The organism is Streptomyces sp. NPDC050508 (assembly GCF_040655155.1).
Lineage (GTDB): Bacteria > Actinomycetota > Actinomycetes > Streptomycetales > Streptomycetaceae > Streptomyces.
Genome location: NZ_JBFAJJ010000014.1, coordinates 39,251 through 55,909 on the forward strand (window position 1 = coordinate 39,251; position 16,659 = coordinate 55,909).

Here is a 16,659-nt window from a genome sequence, read left to right on the forward strand (position 1 = left end):
CACGCCGTCCCCACCCGGAAGGAACGCCATGTCTCTGCCGTACGAAGCCGAGGAACCGGAGAAACAGCGGAAATCCAAGGAACCCGAGGAACCGTGGCGGCCGGCGGACTCCGGCTCCTCCCCACCCGCTCCGGACGAGGATTTACCGCTCCGGCGCGGCCGCGTCCACATCGCCGCCCGGCAACGGGGCGTGGATGCCACCGCCCTCGGCCATCTCGCACTGCACCTCCCCCATCTGGTGGGCAGCCTGGGCGTGGTCTTCGTGCTGTCGTACCTCGTCGATGTCCTGAGCGGCCTGCCCTGGTGGCTGCCGTTCGGCTGCTGGGTGCTCAGCGGCATCCTGGTCTTCCATCGGCCAAGCGAGCGCCTCCTGGCCCGTCTGCTGCTCCGGCTGCGCTACCCCTCCCCGGAGGAGGCCAAAAAGCTTGAGCCCGTCTGGCGGGAGGTGGCAGGCCGTGCCGGCGTCGACGCGACCGCGTATCAGCTGTGGATAGAGAACAGCGACGAGATCAACGCCCTGGCAGCGGCCGGCCACATCGTCGGTGTCACCAGCCACTCGATGAGTGCCCTCACCCCGGCCCAGCTCGGCGGCGTACTCGCCCACGAGCTCGCCCATCACACCCGAGGCCATGCCTGGACCTCTCTGCTCGCCTTCTGGTACGCGCTGCCCGCGCGGCAGGCCTGGCGCCTGCTGCTCAGGCTGGCCTCCCGCGTCGAACACCTCTCGGCAGGTGCCACGACCCTGACGGTCGTCGTGACAGTGGCGGTCGTGATCGCGCTGGCGACCGCCACCTACGGCTTGATCCTCCTGCCACTTGCCACGCCGTACCTGGTGGCCGCGGTCTCCCGCCGATCGGAACTGCGCGCCGACGAGCACGCAGCGCGGCTCGGCTTCGCGGCCCAGCTCCTGGCCGTCCTGCGTAAGGAGAACGACAGGGAGGAGACCGCACGGGCCGCCGCCGCAGCAGCCGGCGTCCCGATCGCCGAGGAAGGAGCGATCCTACGACTGCTGGACTCGCACCCGGACGTCCACACCCGCATGCATCACCTCCAGGAGTATCTGGAGCACAGGCGCTGACACGCCGAAGGGCGGTCACCCCGTACGAACCGGGGTGACCGCCCTTCAGAACCAACTACTACTGGTTGTACGGACCGTAGTCGTAGTCCTCCAGCGGGACGGCCTGGCCGGAGCCCGTGCCGAACGGCGAGTAGTCGATGTCGTCGTAGCCGACGGCCGAGTACATCGCGGCCTTGGCTTCCTCGGTCGGCTCGACCCGGATGTTGCGGTAGCGGGACAGGCCCGTACCGGCCGGGATGAGCTTACCGATGATGACGTTCTCCTTGAGGCCGATCAGGGAGTCGGACTTGGCGTTGATCGCCGCGTCCGTCAGGACCCTGGTCGTCTCCTGGAAGGACGCCGCCGACAGCCAGGACTCCGTGGCCAGCGAGGCCTTGGTGATACCCATGAGCTGCGGACGACCGGAGGCCGGGTGACCGCCCTCCTGGACCACACGACGGTTCTCCTGCTCGAAGCGCGAGCGCTCGACCAGCTCGCCGGGCAGCAGCTCGGCGTCGCCGGACTCGATGATCGTCACACGGCGCAGCATCTGCCGGATGATGATCTCGATGTGCTTGTCGTGGATCGACACACCCTGCGAGTTGTAGACCTTCTGGACCTCGCCGACCAGGTGGACCTGGACGGCACGCTGACCCAGAATGCGCAGCACGTCGTGCGGGTTGGTGGCACCCACGGTGAGCTTCTGGCCCACCTCGACGTGCTCGCCCTCGCTGACCAGGAGTCGGGCACGCTTCGAGATCGGGAACGCCGTCTCGTCGCTGCCGTCGTCCGGGGTGACGACGAGCTTCTTGGTCTTCTCGGTCTCCTCGATCCGCACGCGGCCCTGGGCCTCGGAGATCGGGGCGACACCCTTCGGCGTACGAGCCTCGAAGAGCTCGACGACACGGGGCAGACCCTGGGTGATGTCGTCACCGGCCACACCACCGGTGTGGAAGGTACGCATCGTCAGCTGGGTACCGGGCTCACCGATGGACTGGGCGGCGATGATGCCGACCGCCTCACCGATGTCGACCAGCTTGCCGGTGGCCAGCGAGCGGCCGTAGCACATGGCGCAGGTGCCGACGGCGGACTCGCAGGTCAGGACCGAGCGGGTCTTGACCGTCTCGATGCCGTGCTTGACCAGCTCGTCGATGAGGACGTCGCCGAGGTCGGTGTTGGCCGGGGCCAGCACCTTGCCGTCGACGGTGATGTCCTCGGCCAGCGCACGGGCGTACACGCTGGTCTCGACGTTGTCGGCCTTGCGCAGGACACCGTCCGCGCCGCGCTCCGCGATGTGCAGCTTGAGGCCGCGGTCGGTGCCGCAGTCCTCCTCGCGGATGATGACGTCCTGGGAGACGTCGACCAGACGACGGGTGAGGTAACCCGAGTCGGCGGTACGGAGGGCGGTGTCGGCCAGACCCTTACGGGCACCGTGGGTGGAGATGAAGTACTCCAGCACGGACAGGCCTTCACGGAAGGACGCCTTGATGGGACGGGGAATCGTCTCGTTCTTGGCGTTCGACACCAGACCACGCATACCGGCGATCTGACGCATCTGCATCATGTTTCCTCGGGCACCCGAGTCAACCATCATGAAGATGGGGTTGGTCTTCGGGAAGTTCGCGTTCATCGCCTCGGCAACCTCGTTGGTCGCCTTGGTCCAGATCGCGATGAGCTCCTGAGTGCGCTCTTCCTTGGTGATCAGACCGCGCTCGTACTGCTTCTGGACCTTCTCGTCCTGCGCCTCGTAGCCCTTGACGATCTCCTTCTTCGCCTCGGGAACGACGACGTCGGAGATGGCCACGGTGACACCGGAACGGGTCGCCCAGAAGAAGCCGGCCGCCTTCAGGTTGTCGAGCGTCGCCGCCACGATGACCTTGGGGTAGCGCTCGGCCAGGTCGTTGACGATCTCGGAGAGCTGCTTCTTGCCCACCGAGTAGTCGACGAACGGGTAGTCCTCGGGCAGCAGCTCGTTGAAGAGCGCGCGGCCCAGGGTCGTCTTCAGGCGGAAGGTGTCACCCTGCTGCCACTCGGGCTCGCCCTCCTCGCGGACCGGCGGCACCCAGCCACGCGGCGGGATGGTGCCCACCGGGAAGCGGATGTCGACGGCCGACTGGAGCGCCAGCTCGCCGCCGTCGAACGCCATCGTCGCCTCGGCCGTGGAACCGAACGCACGGCCCTCGCCCTTGACGTCGCGGAGTTCACCGTCGGTGGTGAGGAAGAACAGACCCAGCACCATGTCCTGGGTCGGCATGGTGACGGGACGACCGTCGGCCGGCTTCAGGATGTTGTTCGAGGACAGCATCAGGATGCGGGCCTCGGCCTGCGCCTCCGCGGAGAGCGGCAGGTGTACGGCCATCTGGTCGCCGTCGAAGTCCGCGTTGAACGCGGTGCAGACGAGCGGGTGGATCTGGATGGCCTTGCCCTCGACCAGCTGCGGCTCGAAGGCCTGGATGCCGAGGCGGTGCAGCGTGGGCGCACGGTTCAGCAGAACCGGGTGCTCAGCGATGACCTCTTCCAGGACGTCGTAGACGACCGTGCGGCCGCGCTCGACCATCCGCTTGGCGCTCTTGATGTTCTGCGCGTGGTTCAGGTCCACCAGGCGCTTCATCACGAACGGCTTGAAGAGCTCCAGCGCCATGGCCTTCGGCAGACCGCACTGGTGCAGCTTCAGCTGCGGACCGACGACGATCACGGAACGCGCGGAGTAGTCCACACGCTTGCCGAGCAGGTTCTGACGGAAGCGACCCTGCTTGCCCTTGAGCATGTCGGACAGCGACTTCAGCGGACGGTTGCCGGGGCCCGTCACCGGGCGGCCACGACGGCCGTTGTCGAAGAGCGCGTCGACGGCCTCCTGAAGCATGCGCTTCTCGTTGTTCACGATGATCTCGGGGGCACCGAGGTCGAGGAGTCGCTTCAGGCGGTTGTTGCGGTTGATCACACGGCGGTACAGGTCGTTCAGGTCGGAGGTCGCGAAGCGGCCACCGTCCAGCTGCACCATCGGGCGAAGGTCCGGCGGGATGACCGGGACGCAGTCGAGGACCATGCCCTTGGGGCTGTTGGAGGTCTGCAGGAACGCAGACACGACCTTCAGCCGCTTCAGCGCACGGGTCTTCTTCTGGCCCTTGCCGGTACGGATGATCTCGCGAAGCCGCTCGGCCTCTTCGTCGAGGTCGAAGGACTCCAGGCGCTTCTGCAGCGCCGCGGCACCCATCGAACCGTCGAAGTACGTGCCGAAGCGGTCACGCAGCTCGCGGTAGAGGAGCTCGTCGCCCTCCAGGTCCTGGACCTTGAGGTTCTTGAACCGGGTCCACACCTCGTCCAGGCGGTCGATCTCGCGCTGCGCACGGTCGCGCAGCTGCTTCATCTCGCGCTCGGCACCTTCGCGCACCTTGCGGCGCACGTCGGCCTTGGCACCCTCGGCCTCCAGCTCGGCCAGGTCGGCCTCAAGCTTCTTGGCGCGGGCTTCGAGGTCGGAGTCCCGACGGTTCTCGACCTGCTGACGCTCCACGGAGACGTGCGCCTCAAGCGAGGGCAGGTCACGCGTACGGCGCTCTTCGTCGACGAACGTGATCATGTACGCCGCGAAGTAGATGACCTTTTCGAGGTCCTTCGGGGCGAGGTCGAGCAGGTATCCCAGCCGGGACGGGACACCCTTGAAGTACCAGATGTGGGTGACGGGCGCGGCCAGTTCGATGTGGCCCATCCGCTCACGGCGCACCTTGGCGCGGGTCACCTCGACGCCGCAGCGCTCACAGATGATGCCCTTGAAGCGAACGCGCTTGTACTTGCCGCAGTAGCACTCCCAGTCCCGGGTCGGACCGAAGATCTTCTCGCAGAAGAGTCCGTCCTTTTCGGGCTTGAGCGTGCGGTAGTTGATGGTCTCAGGCTTCTTGACCTCGCCGTGGCTCCACTGACGGATGTCGTCAGCGGTGGCCAGACCGATCCGGAGCTCATCGAAGAAGTTGACGTCGAGCACTATGCGTCAATCCCTCTCAGGGTTGTAAGTCTTGGGGTCTGATACGGGGGTCCTGGGGCCGGAGACCTGCGTGGCGCAGGTCTCCGGACTCCCGTCAGACCTCTTCGACGCTGCTCGGCTCACGCCGGGACAGGTCGATGCCGAGCTCCTCCGCTGCGCGGAAGACATCCTCGTCGGTGTCACGCATCTCGATGGACATACCGTCACTGGACAGCACCTCCACGTTCAGGCAGAGCGACTGCATCTCCTTGATGAGCACCTTGAAGGACTCGGGGATGCCGGGCTCGGGGATGTTCTCGCCCTTGACGATGGCCTCGTAGACCTTCACGCGGCCGGTGACGTCGTCGGACTTGATGGTGAGCAGCTCCTGGAGGGCGTAAGCGGCGCCATAAGCCTCAAGCGCCCACACCTCCATCTCGCCGAATCGCTGACCACCGAACTGCGCCTTACCACCCAGCGGCTGCTGGGTGATCATCGAGTACGGACCGGTCGAACGGGCGTGCAGCTTGTCGTCGACCAGGTGGTGCAGCTTCAGGATGTACATGTAGCCGATCGAGACCGGCTCCGGGAACGGCTCGCCGGAGCGGCCGTCGAACAGGTTGGCCTTGCCGGAGGGCTGGACCAGCCGGTCGCCGTCGCGGTTCGGGATCGTGGCCTGGAAGAGACCGGAGATCTCGTCCTCGCGGGCACCGTCGAAGACCGGGGTCGCGACGTTGGTACCCGGAGCGACCTGGTCGGCGCCGATGACCTGGAGGCGCTTCGCCCAGTCGTCCGCCAGGCCGGAGACGTCCCAGCCGCGGCTGGCGAGCCAGCCGAGGTGGATCTCCAGGACCTGTCCCGGGTTCATTCGGGACGGGACACCCAGCGGGTTCAGGATGATGTCGACCGGGGTGCCGTCCTCAAGGAACGGCATGTCCTCGATCGGCAGGATCTTGGAAATAACACCCTTGTTGCCGTGACGGCCGGCCAGCTTGTCACCGTCGGTGATCTTGCGCTTCTGCGCAACATACACACGGACCAACTGGTTGACGCCGGGCGGCAGTTCGTCGCCCTCCTCGCGGTCGAAGACGCGGACGCCGATGACCTTGCCGATCTCGCCGTGCGGCACCTTCAGCGAGGTGTCGCGCACCTCGCGCGCCTTCTCACCGAAGATCGCGCGGAGCAGGCGCTCCTCGGGGGTCAGCTCGGTCTCACCCTTGGGCGTGACCTTGCCGACGAGGATGTCACCGGCGACGACCTCGGCACCGATACGGATGATGCCGCGCTCGTCGAGGTCGGCGAGGACCTCCTCGGAGACGTTCGGGATGTCCCGGGTGATCTCCTCGGGGCCGAGCTTGGTGTCACGGGCGTCGACCTCGTGCTCCTCGATGTGGATCGAGGAGAGGACGTCGTCCTGTACGAGGCGCTGCGACAGGATGATCGCGTCCTCGTAGTTGTGACCCTCCCACGGCATGAACGCCACGAGCAGGTTCTTGCCGAGCGCCATCTCGCCGTTCTCGGTCGCCGGACCGTCGGCCAGCACCTGGTTGGCGACGATCCGGGAACCCTCGTCCACGACAACCTTCTGGTTGACGGACGTGCCCTGGTTGGAGCGGGAGAACTTCGCGAGGCGGTACGTGGTGTACGTGCCGTCGTCGTTGGCGGTGGTGATGTAGTCCGCGGAGACCTCCTGGACCACACCGTCCTTCTCCGACTTCAGGACGTCACCGGCGTCGACCGCACAGCGGTACTCCATGCCGGTGCCGACCAGCGGCGCCTCGGACTTGATCAGCGGAACAGCCTGACGCATCATGTTCGCGCCCATGAGGGCACGGTTGGCGTCGTCGTGCTCCAGGAAGGGGATCATCGCGGTCGCGACGGACACCATCTGGCGCGGGGAGACGTCCATGTAGTCGACGTCGTCACCGGGGACGTAGTCGACCTCTCCGCCACGACGGCGGACCAGGACGCGGGACTCCTCGAAGCGGAACTCGTCCGTCAGCGGCGCGTTGGCCTGCGCGATGACGAATCGGTCCTCTTCGTCGGCCGTCAGGTAGTCGACCTCGTCGGTGACCACACCACCGGTGACCCGGCGGTACGGCGTCTCGACGAAACCGAACGCGTTGACCCGGCCGTAGGAGGCGAGCGAGCCGATCAGGCCGATGTTCGGGCCTTCAGGGGTCTCGATCGGGCACATGCGGCCGTAGTGCGAGGGGTGCACGTCACGGACCTCGAAGCCGGCCCGCTCACGGGAGAGACCACCCGGGCCAAGAGCCGACAGGCGGCGCTTGTGGGTGAGACCCGACAGCGGGTTGTTCTGGTCCATGAACTGCGACAGCTGGCTGGTGCCGAAGAACTCCTTGATGGAGGCGACGACCGGCCGGATGTTGATCAGGGTCTGCGGCGTGATCGCCTCGACGTCCTGGGTCGTCATCCGCTCGCGGACGACTCGCTCCATACGCGCCAGGCCCGTACGGACCTGGTTCTGGATGAGCTCGCCGACGTTGCGCAGACGACGGTTGCCGAAGTGGTCGATGTCGTCGGTCTCGACGACGATCGTCGTGCCGTTGTCACCGACGGTCTCGGTCTCGCCGGCGTGCAGCTTCACCAGGTACTTGATCGACGAGATGATGTCCTCGACGGTCAGGACGCCGGCGTCCAGCGGGGCTTCGCCGCCCAGCTTCTTGTTGACCTTGTAGCGGCCGACCTTGGCGAGGTCGTAGCGCTTCGGGTTGAAGTAGAGGTTCTCAAGAAGCGTCTGCGCGGCCTCGCGGGTCGGGGGCTCGCCCGGACGCAGCTTGCGGTAGATGTCGAGGAGCGCGTCGTCCTGGCCCTGGGTGTGGTCCTTCTCCAGGGTGGCGCGCATGGACTCGTACTCGCCGAACTCCTCCAGGATCTGCTCGGTCGTCCAACCGAGAGCCTTGAGCAGGACGGTGACGGACTGCTTGCGCTTGCGGTCGATGCGGACACCGACCATGTCGCGCTTGTCGATCTCCATCTCCAGCCAGGCACCCCGGGACGGGATCACCTTGGCGGAGAAGATGTCCTTGTCTGACGTCTTGTCGATCGAGGAGTCGAAGTAGACGCCCGGCGAACGGACCAGCTGCGACACGACGACACGCTCGGTGCCGTTGATGACGAAGGTGCCCTTGTTGGTCATGAGCGGGAAGTCGCCCATGAAGACCGTCTGGGACTTGATCTCGCCGGTCTCGTTGTTGGTGAACTCAGCGGTTACGAAGAGCGGGGCGGCGTACGTGAAGTCGCGCTCCTTGCACTCGTCGATGCTGTTCTTGGGAGGTTCGAAACGGTGGTCGCGGAAGGTCAGCGACATCGACCCGGAGAAGTCCTCGATCGGAGAGATCTCCTCGAAGATCTCCTCCAGACCGGACTTCGTGGGGACGTCCTGACCCGACTCCAGAGCCGCCTCGACCCGACTCTGCCAGGCGGAGTTGCCGAGCAGCCAGTCGAAGCTCTCGGTCTGCAACGCGAGCAGGTTGGGAACCTCGAGGGGCTCCTTGATCTTTGCAAAGGAGATGCGCAGCGGGGCGGTGCTGGCGCCGTTGTTCATATTCGCGGTCGAGGCAGTGCGCGAGGCGGCCAAGAGGGGGTCCTTCCGAGGGCTCGGACTCACTACGCGCGTACCGGCCCCCCACTCGCGCACAGAGAAACAGAAGTCCCAGGTCAGGGACAGTCCGATCGTCGATGCTCAAGCGAGGGCATGCCCCTGGTGACGGGCAGGGAGCAGCTAACAGGCAGCGCAAAGGGTCAGTGTAGCCACTTGGCGCACTGATGTCCAGCCCCGCTTTTTTGAGACCCTCGTCGTGCTCAACACCCTCGGCAAGCTCACGTCCTCAACGCGTTGATACTGCCCACTTCGCCGCCGATCCATGCCTCGGATTCGGATCGTTGTGACGACGCGTCCTGAGAATTGCGCGCTGCGTGCGGTTCGTCAAGGGCTCCATGGCCCACACCACATACCACCAGGGATGCCCGGAGGCACGAAGAAGATCACCATACTCCGCGAACCCCTGATCGCAAGGCTGCCGCTCACCCGACCCAGGAACGCCGAAGAGCGACCACCCAGATGGATGATCGCTCTTCAGTGCTCAGGCGTTACAAGGTCCTTGGGACCTCGTCCACGACCTGGACGGTGTTACTTGACCTCGACCGAGGCGCCGGCGCCCTTGAGGGACTCGGCGGCCTTCTCGGCGGCGTCCTTGGCGACCTTCTCGAGGACCGGCTTCGGAGCGCCGTCCACGAGGTCCTTGGCCTCCTTGAGACCCAGCGAGGTCAGCTCACGCACGACCTTGATGACCTGGATCTTCTTCTCGCCGGCGCCGGTGAGGATGACGTCGAACTCGTCCTGCTCCTCAGCGACCTCGGCGGCGGCGGCCGGGCCGGCCGGCGCAGCGGCGACCGCGGCGGCGGCGGTGACGTCGAACTTCTCCTCGAACGCCTTCACGAACTCGGAAAGCTGGATGAGGGTCATGGTCTCGAACTCGGCGAGCAGTTCGTCCTGGGTGAGAGCCACGATGGCTTCCTTCCACTAATTTCGGCTGGTGCCGGGGTGTACATGTCTGGCGGGCGTACGTTCGGCCCGCTACGACCGTTGCCTTGGGCGCGAGGCCTCAGGCGGCGGTCATTTCGCGAGCCGAATTACTCGGCACCGCCCTGCTCTTCTTGCTTGGCGCGAAGGGCGTCCACAGTGCGGACGAGCTTCGACGGGAGCGCCTGGAAGAGCTGCGCAGCCTGAGTCTGCTTGCCCTTGAAGGCACCCGCCAGCTTGGAGAGCAGAACCTCGCGGGACTCAAGGTCCGCGAGCTTCTTGATCTCGTCGGCGGACAGCGCCTTGCCGTCAAGGACACCGCCCTTGATGACGAGGTTCGGGTTGTCCTTGGCGAAGTCACGAAGACCCTTCGCCGACTCCACCGGGTCACCGGTGATGAAGGCGACCGCCGTCGGACCGTTGAACAGGTCGTCGAGCGTAGAGATCCCGGCCTCGTTGGCCGCAATCTTGGTCAGCGTGTTCTTCACCACGGCGTACTGGGCGTTCTCACCGAGCGAACGACGCAGCGTCTTGAGCTGCGCCACGGTGAGACCCCGGTACTCGGTCAGCACGGCGGCGTTCGAGTCGCGGAACTGGTCCGCGAGCTCGGCTACCGCGGCAGCCTTGTCGGGCCTTGCCATAGAGCGTCGGCCTCCTTCCGGGTGATGAGGACCGCTCAGAAGGGGCTGGGACAGAGAAAACGCCCCGGCGCAGGCGCACGGGGCGTAGCTCGACCGGAAACAACATCCCGGGAGCACATCCAGTTCACCTGCGCGGGTCGTCCACTGTTCAGCGGATCCTTCGGTCACCGCGCCCTTTCACAAGCACACGGCAACGACCAGCGGTCTTTGGCTTCTGGAGCAGAGTACGTGAACGCCACACCACCAAGCAAATCCGCCCGTACGGCCCAGCCCTGGGCGCCCTTCACCAGCTCGGCGAGGTCGGTGGTGTCCTTCGCCGGCGCGGCGGTCACCGGCTCGTTGACGCCGAGGAAGGTGACCGTCATATCGAGCGGTCCCTTGTCGCCCTTGCCGCGCATCCGAAACTGCTTGGCGTGGTCGTCGGCGTCGACTCACATGTCCATGGTGAGCGCGTCTACACCCATCTTCTGTACTGCTCGACACTCTTCTCGCGCCGCTCCCTGGCGGCCTTGTCCTCGCCCTTGGCCGCAGCCTTGACGTCGTCGAGGGTGACCTTGCCGACGCAGTGGGTGGTCCGCACTCCGTCGACGGTCTCGGTGCCGACCTTCTTCACGTCCTTGACGCCGGCGAGGAGGGCTGGCTCGGCGGCCGGGTTCTTGTCGGCCTCGGCCGCGCTCGTCGAGTTGGCGGTCAGGTCGTTCGCCGTCTCGCCGCCTCGGCCCTGACGCTGCCCTGGCCCGGCATCTCACCGGCCATCCGGTAGCGGAGCGAGGTGATGTCCTCCGTCTTCTTCGCGGCCTTGGCGACGGCCGCCGCGGGCGCCATGTCCGGCGACCGGTCCGCGGCGAACTTCGAGCAGCCGACCGCTCCCCCCGGCGAGGAGCAGTGCGGCGCGGCGGGAACGGGGGTCCTCCGAATTCCCGTGGGCCTCAGGGGGGTTGGGGGCGAGCTCAGGAGCTCGTGCCGGACCCGGCGGTTGCCGTGCCGCTGCCGCTGCTGCTGTTCGAGCCCGCGCCCTGATTCTTCAGCAGGGCCGTGAAGTCCTCGGTGTCGCTCGCCGGGGGCACGGTCGCGTTCACCTTCACGCCGTAGTCGCTGTAGTACGCGGTCTGGGTGTACTGGCCCGACGACATCTGGCCCTTCTCGACCTTCTTGACCAGCAGGTCCTGGGCGTTGATCCAGATGTCGACCTGCTCCGTGGAGACGCCGGCCGCGGTGAGCTGCTTCTTCAGGCTGTCGAGCTGGCTCGCGGTGAGGTTGGAGTTCTTGGAGGCGAGGTCCGCGACGTTCACCGTGCCCGAGTAGTGCGTGGTCTGCTGGCCGCGGACCGACTCCGCGCCGACCTTCTTGACGTCCCCGGAGGCGAGCAGGAGCTTCACCGACTGGTTCGGCGTGGAGTTCTGCATCTGGTCCTTGAGGTACGCGCCGGAGCTGCCGCCGAGCTTGGCCAGGTCGTCGTACACGTACTTGATCCAGTGCTTGCCGCCGGCCTGCGCGGCGAACTTCTCGCCCATCTTGGCGTAGTAGGCGTCCGGCAGATAGCGGGCCTCCATCGACGTGCTGCCGGCCGCGCGCATCGTGTCGGCCATCGTGCCGCCGGTGTACGTCATCGTGAGGGTGCCGCTGATGCCGTCGCTCCAGCCGAGGTTGCCCTTGGCGTCCATGGACATCAGGGAGCCCATGACGGTGGAGGACTCGACCTTGGCGGAGTCGGCCTTGTCGGTGGACTGCTCGGCGCTCCGCAGGGCCGCTATGGGGCTCACGCGGGTCGTGCCCTTGCCGACCGCCTTGTCGTCCTTGCCGGACCCCCCGGAGGAACCCGAGGAACCACAGGCGGCCACCGAGGCCAGCGCGGTCGCCACCGCGATCGAGAGACCCACCCGGCGCACGGTCGTGCTCTTCATTCGTCCCCACCCCTATGCGATTGCTGTGCCTGCCAAGAACGCTAGCGCAGCGCACTGACACCCCGTACGAAAAGAGGACGAGCCCCGCACCTCGAAGGTTGCGGGGCTCGCCCAATTGTGACGCGTACCTGACGCGGCTACCGGAGTGAGCGCGGGGCTCAGACGGCGGCCGGGTCCTCCTCTACGAGGAGGTTACGGGTGCGGTTCGGGTCGAGCGGAACGCCGGGGCCGATCGTGGTGCTGATCGCGGCCTTCTTGATGTAGCGACCCTTGGCGGCGGACGGCTTCAGACGGAGGATCTCGTCCAGAGCCGCGCCGTAGTTCTCCACCAGCTGGGTGTCGTCGAAGGACGCCTTGCCGATGATGAAGTGCAGGTTCGAGTGCTTGTCGACGCGGAACTCGATCTTGCCGCCCTTGATCTCGTTGACGGCCTTGACCACGTCCGGCGTCACGGTGCCGGTCTTGGGGTTCGGCATCAGACCACGGGGACCGAGCACGCGGCCGAGGCGGCCGACCTTGCCCATGAGGTCCGGGGTGGCGACGACGGCGTCGAAGTCCAGCCGGCCCTTCGCCACCTCGTCGATGAGTTCGTCGGAGCCGACGATGTCGGCGCCCGCGGCGAGCGCGGCCTCGGCACGGTCACCGGTCGCGAAGACCAGGACCCGGGCGGTCTTACCGGTGCCGTGCGGGAGGTTCACGGTGCCACGGACCATCTGGTCCGCCTTGCGCGGGTCGACACCCAGACGGAAGGCGACCTCGACGGTGCCGTCGAACTTGGAGGTGGAGGTCTCCTTGGCGAGACGGACGGCCTCGAGCGGGGCGTAGAGCTTGTCCCGGTCGATCTTCTCGTCCGCAGCGCGGAGAGACTTGCTGCGCTTGCTCACTACTGCTCCTGTGTGTGTTCTGAGGAGTCGTGGTGTGGGCCGAGCAGGCCCTGCCACGGTCTTTCCTACGAGGTGAAGGTCAGCCCTCGACCGTGATGCCCATGGAACGGGCGGTGCCGGCGATGATCTTCGACGCGGCGTCCAGGTCGTTGGCGTTCAGGTCGGGAAGCTTGGTCGTGGCGATCTCACGGACCTGCGCCTGGGTGATCTTGGCGACCTTGGTCTTGTGCGGCTCGCCGGAGCCCTTCTCGACACCAGCGGCCTTGAGGATCATCTTCGCGGCCGGCGGAGTCTTGGTGACGAAGGTGAAGGAGCGGTCTTCGTAGACCGTGATCTCCACCGGGATCACCCAGCCACGCTGCGACTCGGTCGCCGCGTTGTAGGCCTTGCAGAACTCCATGATGTTGACGCCGTGCTGGCCGAGCGCGGGGCCGACCGGCGGGGCCGGGTTCGCCGCACCGGCGTTGATCTGGAGCTTGATGAGCCCCGTGACCTTCTTCTTCTTGGGAGGCATTGCTCTCTCCGGGTCCTAGTGAGAGTGTTCGGCCGCCGTCCGGTTAATCCGGATGGAGGCATACCGCACCACGATAACGGGTATCTATGTGCGGCTAAAAACCGCGCAGGTCAGAGAGGCTTTTGACAGCCCGTCTGACCTGCGCGGAAGACGTAACTCCAGGAAGAACTAGTTCTTCTGGATCTGGTCGAAGGAGAGCTCCACCGGCGTCTCGCGGCCGAAGATCTCGACGAGACCCTTGACCTTCTTCGAGTCGGCGTTGATCTCGTTGATGGTCGCCTGCAGCGTCGCGAACGGGCCGTCGGTGACGGTGACCGAGTCGCCGACCTCGAAGTCCAGCACCTGGACCTCGACCTTGCGCTGCGGCATCGGCTTGCCCTCGGCCTCCGCGGCCTCGCGGGCGGCCTTCTCCTCGGCCTCCGGGGCGAGCATCTTGACGATCTCGTCCAGGGTCAGCGGGTACGGGTCGTAGGCGTTGCCCACGAAGCCGGTGACGCCGGGGGTGTTGCGGACGACGCCCCAGGACTCGTTCGTCAGGTCCATGCGGACCAGGACGTAGCCCGGGAGCTTGTTCTGCTTGATGGTCTTGCGGTCGCCGTTCTTGATCTGGACGACCTCTTCTTGCGGCACCTCGGCCGCGAAGATGTAGTCCTCGACGTTCAGCGAGACGGCGCGCTGCTCCAGGTTGGTCTTCACGCGGTTCTCGTAACCGGCGTACGTGTGGATGACGTACCACTCGCCGGGAAGGAGACGGAGTTCCTCGCGCAGGGCGACCACCGGGTCGACGGGCTCGGCCGGCTCGGCCTCTTCCTCGTCCTCCTCGACGGCGGCCTCGTCGTCGAGGTCCTCGGTCGCGTCGCCTTCTTCGTCCTCGTCCTCGACGTGTACGGCGGCTTCCTCGGCGGGCTCGCCCGCGTCGGCGTCTGCAGCCTCGACCTCGTCCAGCTCCTCGTCCGCGCCCTCGACGATGTCGAGTTCGTCTTCCACGGACTCGTCCGGCTCGACGGCCTCGTTCAGGTTCGGGTCAGACACGTGGCTGCTTCTTCCTGGATACATGGGGGTGGAACACGCGAAAGGGGCGCCGGTCAGGGCGCCCTTCGCTTCCGGCCTCAGCCGAAGACGTACTTCGCGGCGTGATTGAGTCCATAGTCAATCACGGTCACCAGACCGATCATGATGACGACGAAGACGATGACTACCGTCGTGTACGTCGTCAGCTGGTTGCGCGTGGGCCAGACGACCTTGCGGAGTTCCGCGACGATCTGGCGGTAGAAGATGCCGAGTCGCTTCAGCGGGCCCTTCTTGGCGCGCTTACCGCCCTTGCGGGCCTTCTTCTTGGACTCCGACACCTCGTCCTGGGCATCAGGCATGTCGATGGAGCCCACGGCGTCCGCCATTCATCCTCACCTGTTCCCGGGTCGTGGCCGTGCCGCGCCCGGTCTGAGCCGCACGGCGGTGCATTGCTGTACGTACATGCGCTGCGCACACATCCTGCGCGAAGGTGTGTGTAGCAGGGCCGGAGGGACTTGAACCCCCAACCGCCGGTTTTGGAGACCGGTGCTCTACCAATTGAGCTACGACCCTTTGTGACATCCCCAACGTACCGCATCCACCCGGGTGCTCGGTGTGCACCAAGTAGGGCGCGGCTGCTGAAGGCCAACGAGGTAGGAGTGTACGTGCTCCCGAGCCGGTCGTCGAACAGAAAGTGCCTGTACGGGGATTGGCGAAGGAAGATCGCCCAGGCCGGGGCGGGAATCCGGACGGTTGTTCCAGGCTTTCCCCATCCTGTTCAGTCTGTGAAACCGGTGTGCCGGGCGGGTTTCCGGTCTGAAACGATGGGCCCCATGAGCGCCTCAACCCCTCCCACCGAGCGCCGGGTCTCCGCCCGAGTCGGCGCGATCTCCGAGTCCGCCACCCTCGCCGTGGACGCCAAGGCCAAGGCCCTGAAGGCCGCCGGGCGTCCGGTGATCGGCTTCGGCGCGGGTGAACCGGACTTCCCGACTCCGGACTACATCGTGCAGGCCGCGATCGAGGCCTGCTCGAACCCGAAGTACCACCGCTACACCCCGGCCGGCGGTCTGCCGGAGCTGAAGGGCGCGATCGCCGCGAAGACGCTGCGCGACTCGGGCTACGAGGTGGACGCCTCGCAGATCCTGGTCACCAACGGCGGCAAGCAGGCCATCTACGAGGCCTTCGCCGCGATCCTCGACCCGGGCGACGAGGTCATCGTCCCGGCGCCGTACTGGACGACGTACCCGGAGTCGATCCGTCTCGCGGGCGGTGTCCCGGTGGACGTCGTCGCCGACGAGACGACCGGTTACCGCGTCACGGTCGAGCAGTTGGAGGCCGCGCGCACCGAGAACACCAAGGTCGTCCTCTTCGTCTCGCCGTCCAACCCGACCGGCGCCGTCTACAGCGAGGCGGAGGCCGAGGCGATCGGCCGCTGGGCCGTCGAGCACGGCCTGTGGGTCATGACGGACGAGATCTACGAACACCTGGTGTACGGCGACGCGAAGTTCACCTCGCTGCCCGCGATCCTGCCCGAGCTGCGCGACAAGTGCATCGTGGTCAACGGTGTCGCCAAGACGTACGCCATGACCGGCTGGCGGGTGGGCTGGATCATCGGCCCGAAGGACGTCGTCAAGGCCGCGACCAACCTCCAGTCGCACGCCACGTCGAACGTCTCGAACGTGGCGCAGGTCGCCGCGCTGGCCGCCGTGTCCGGCAACCTGGACGCCGTCGCGAAGATGGGCGAGGCCTTCGACCGCCGCCGCAAGACCATCGTGCGGATGCTCAACGAGATCGACGGCGTGCTCTGCCCGGAGCCCGAGGGCGCGTTCTACGTCTACCCGACGGTCAAGGCGCTGCTCGGCAAGGAGATCCGCGGCAAGCGTCCGCAGGACTCGGTCGAGCTGGCCGCGCTGATCCTGGAGGAGGCCGAGGTCGCGGTCGTCCCGGGCGAGGCCTTCGGGACCCCCGGTTACCTGCGGCTGTCGTACGCCCTGGGTGACGAGGACCTCGTCGAGGGCGTCAGCCGCATCCAGAAGCTGCTCTCCGAGGCCACGGACTGAGTTTTCGTATCTCCACGCGTGCGTGCGGGCCGTTTCCCTCCTGGGAGACGGCCCGCTGCTTTGTGCGAGCAAGACCACTTCTGA

The 16,659-nt window shown here is 66.4% G+C and carries 11 protein-coding genes, 1 tRNA gene and 1 pseudogene; 2 read left to right on the top strand and 11 right to left on the bottom strand.

Annotation, left to right across the window (positions count from 1 at the left end; translation table 11 throughout):
* Positions 1–28 precede the first annotated feature (28 nt).
* Positions 29–1,078: a M48 family metalloprotease gene (locus AB0I69_RS33690; RefSeq protein ID WP_363099522.1), complete on the top strand. Its 1,050-nt coding sequence runs from the start codon at positions 29–31 to the stop codon at positions 1,076–1,078.
* A gap of 58 nt (positions 1,079–1,136) precedes the next feature.
* On the opposite strand, the gene AB0I69_RS33695 is transcribed toward AB0I69_RS33690, so the two are convergent.
* The 11 genes and pseudogenes from AB0I69_RS33695 to AB0I69_RS33745 all read right to left on the bottom strand — a co-directional run bounded on the left by AB0I69_RS33695 (position 1,137) and on the right by AB0I69_RS33745 (position 15,088).
* Positions 1,137–5,036 carry a DNA-directed RNA polymerase subunit beta' gene (locus tag AB0I69_RS33695; RefSeq protein WP_363099523.1) on the bottom strand — a complete coding sequence of 1,300 codons (3,900 nt, stop codon included), beginning with the start codon at positions 5,034–5,036 and terminating at the stop codon, positions 1,137–1,139.
* 94 nt (positions 5,037–5,130) lie between these two features.
* Complete coding sequence (rpoB, locus tag AB0I69_RS33700) at positions 5,131–8,616, bottom strand: DNA-directed RNA polymerase subunit beta (protein ID WP_363099524.1); 3,486 nt, start codon at positions 8,614–8,616, stop codon at positions 5,131–5,133.
* 552 nt (positions 8,617–9,168) lie between these two features.
* Positions 9,169–9,549 carry a 50S ribosomal protein L7/L12 gene (gene rplL / locus AB0I69_RS33705; protein ID WP_266776508.1) on the bottom strand — a complete coding sequence of 127 codons (381 nt, stop codon included), beginning with the start codon at positions 9,547–9,549 and terminating at the stop codon, positions 9,169–9,171.
* Between the two features lie 122 nt (positions 9,550–9,671).
* Entirely contained in the window at positions 9,672–10,202 is a 531-nt protein-coding gene (gene rplJ / locus AB0I69_RS33710; RefSeq protein WP_019055481.1) for a 50S ribosomal protein L10, read from the bottom strand.
* A gap of 272 nt (positions 10,203–10,474) precedes the next feature.
* A pseudogene (locus AB0I69_RS33715) lies at positions 10,475–11,120 on the bottom strand (DUF1396 domain-containing protein); the annotation flags it as partial.
* Between the two features lie 32 nt (positions 11,121–11,152).
* Positions 11,153–12,106 (bottom strand): hypothetical protein, encoded by a 954-nt coding sequence (locus tag AB0I69_RS33720; protein ID WP_363099525.1) that lies wholly within the window; start codon positions 12,104–12,106, stop codon positions 11,153–11,155.
* A gap of 158 nt (positions 12,107–12,264) precedes the next feature.
* Positions 12,265–12,990 carry a 50S ribosomal protein L1 gene (gene rplA, locus AB0I69_RS33725; RefSeq protein WP_363099526.1) on the bottom strand — a complete coding sequence of 242 codons (726 nt, stop codon included), beginning with the start codon at positions 12,988–12,990 and terminating at the stop codon, positions 12,265–12,267.
* A gap of 79 nt (positions 12,991–13,069) precedes the next feature.
* Positions 13,070–13,504, bottom strand: a complete 435-nt coding sequence (gene rplK / locus AB0I69_RS33730) for a 50S ribosomal protein L11 (protein ID WP_019072313.1) — start codon at positions 13,502–13,504, stop codon at positions 13,070–13,072.
* A gap of 168 nt (positions 13,505–13,672) precedes the next feature.
* Positions 13,673–14,536, bottom strand: coding sequence for a transcription termination/antitermination protein NusG (gene nusG / locus AB0I69_RS33735; protein WP_363099527.1), 864 nt, complete (start codon positions 14,534–14,536; stop codon positions 13,673–13,675).
* Positions 14,537–14,613: 77 nt separating this feature from the next.
* Entirely contained in the window at positions 14,614–14,901 is a 288-nt protein-coding gene (gene secE, locus AB0I69_RS33740; RefSeq protein ID WP_019055477.1) for a preprotein translocase subunit SecE, read from the bottom strand.
* Positions 14,902–15,015: 114 nt separating this feature from the next.
* Positions 15,016–15,088 (bottom strand) — tRNA-Trp (locus AB0I69_RS33745).
* Positions 15,089–15,348: 260 nt separating this feature from the next.
* Between AB0I69_RS33745 and AB0I69_RS33750 the strand changes: the two genes are divergently transcribed.
* On the top strand, positions 15,349–16,575 hold the full coding sequence (locus AB0I69_RS33750; protein WP_363099528.1) for a pyridoxal phosphate-dependent aminotransferase: 1,227 nt from the start codon (positions 15,349–15,351) through the stop codon (positions 16,573–16,575).
* Positions 16,576–16,659: the final 84 nt, after the last annotated feature.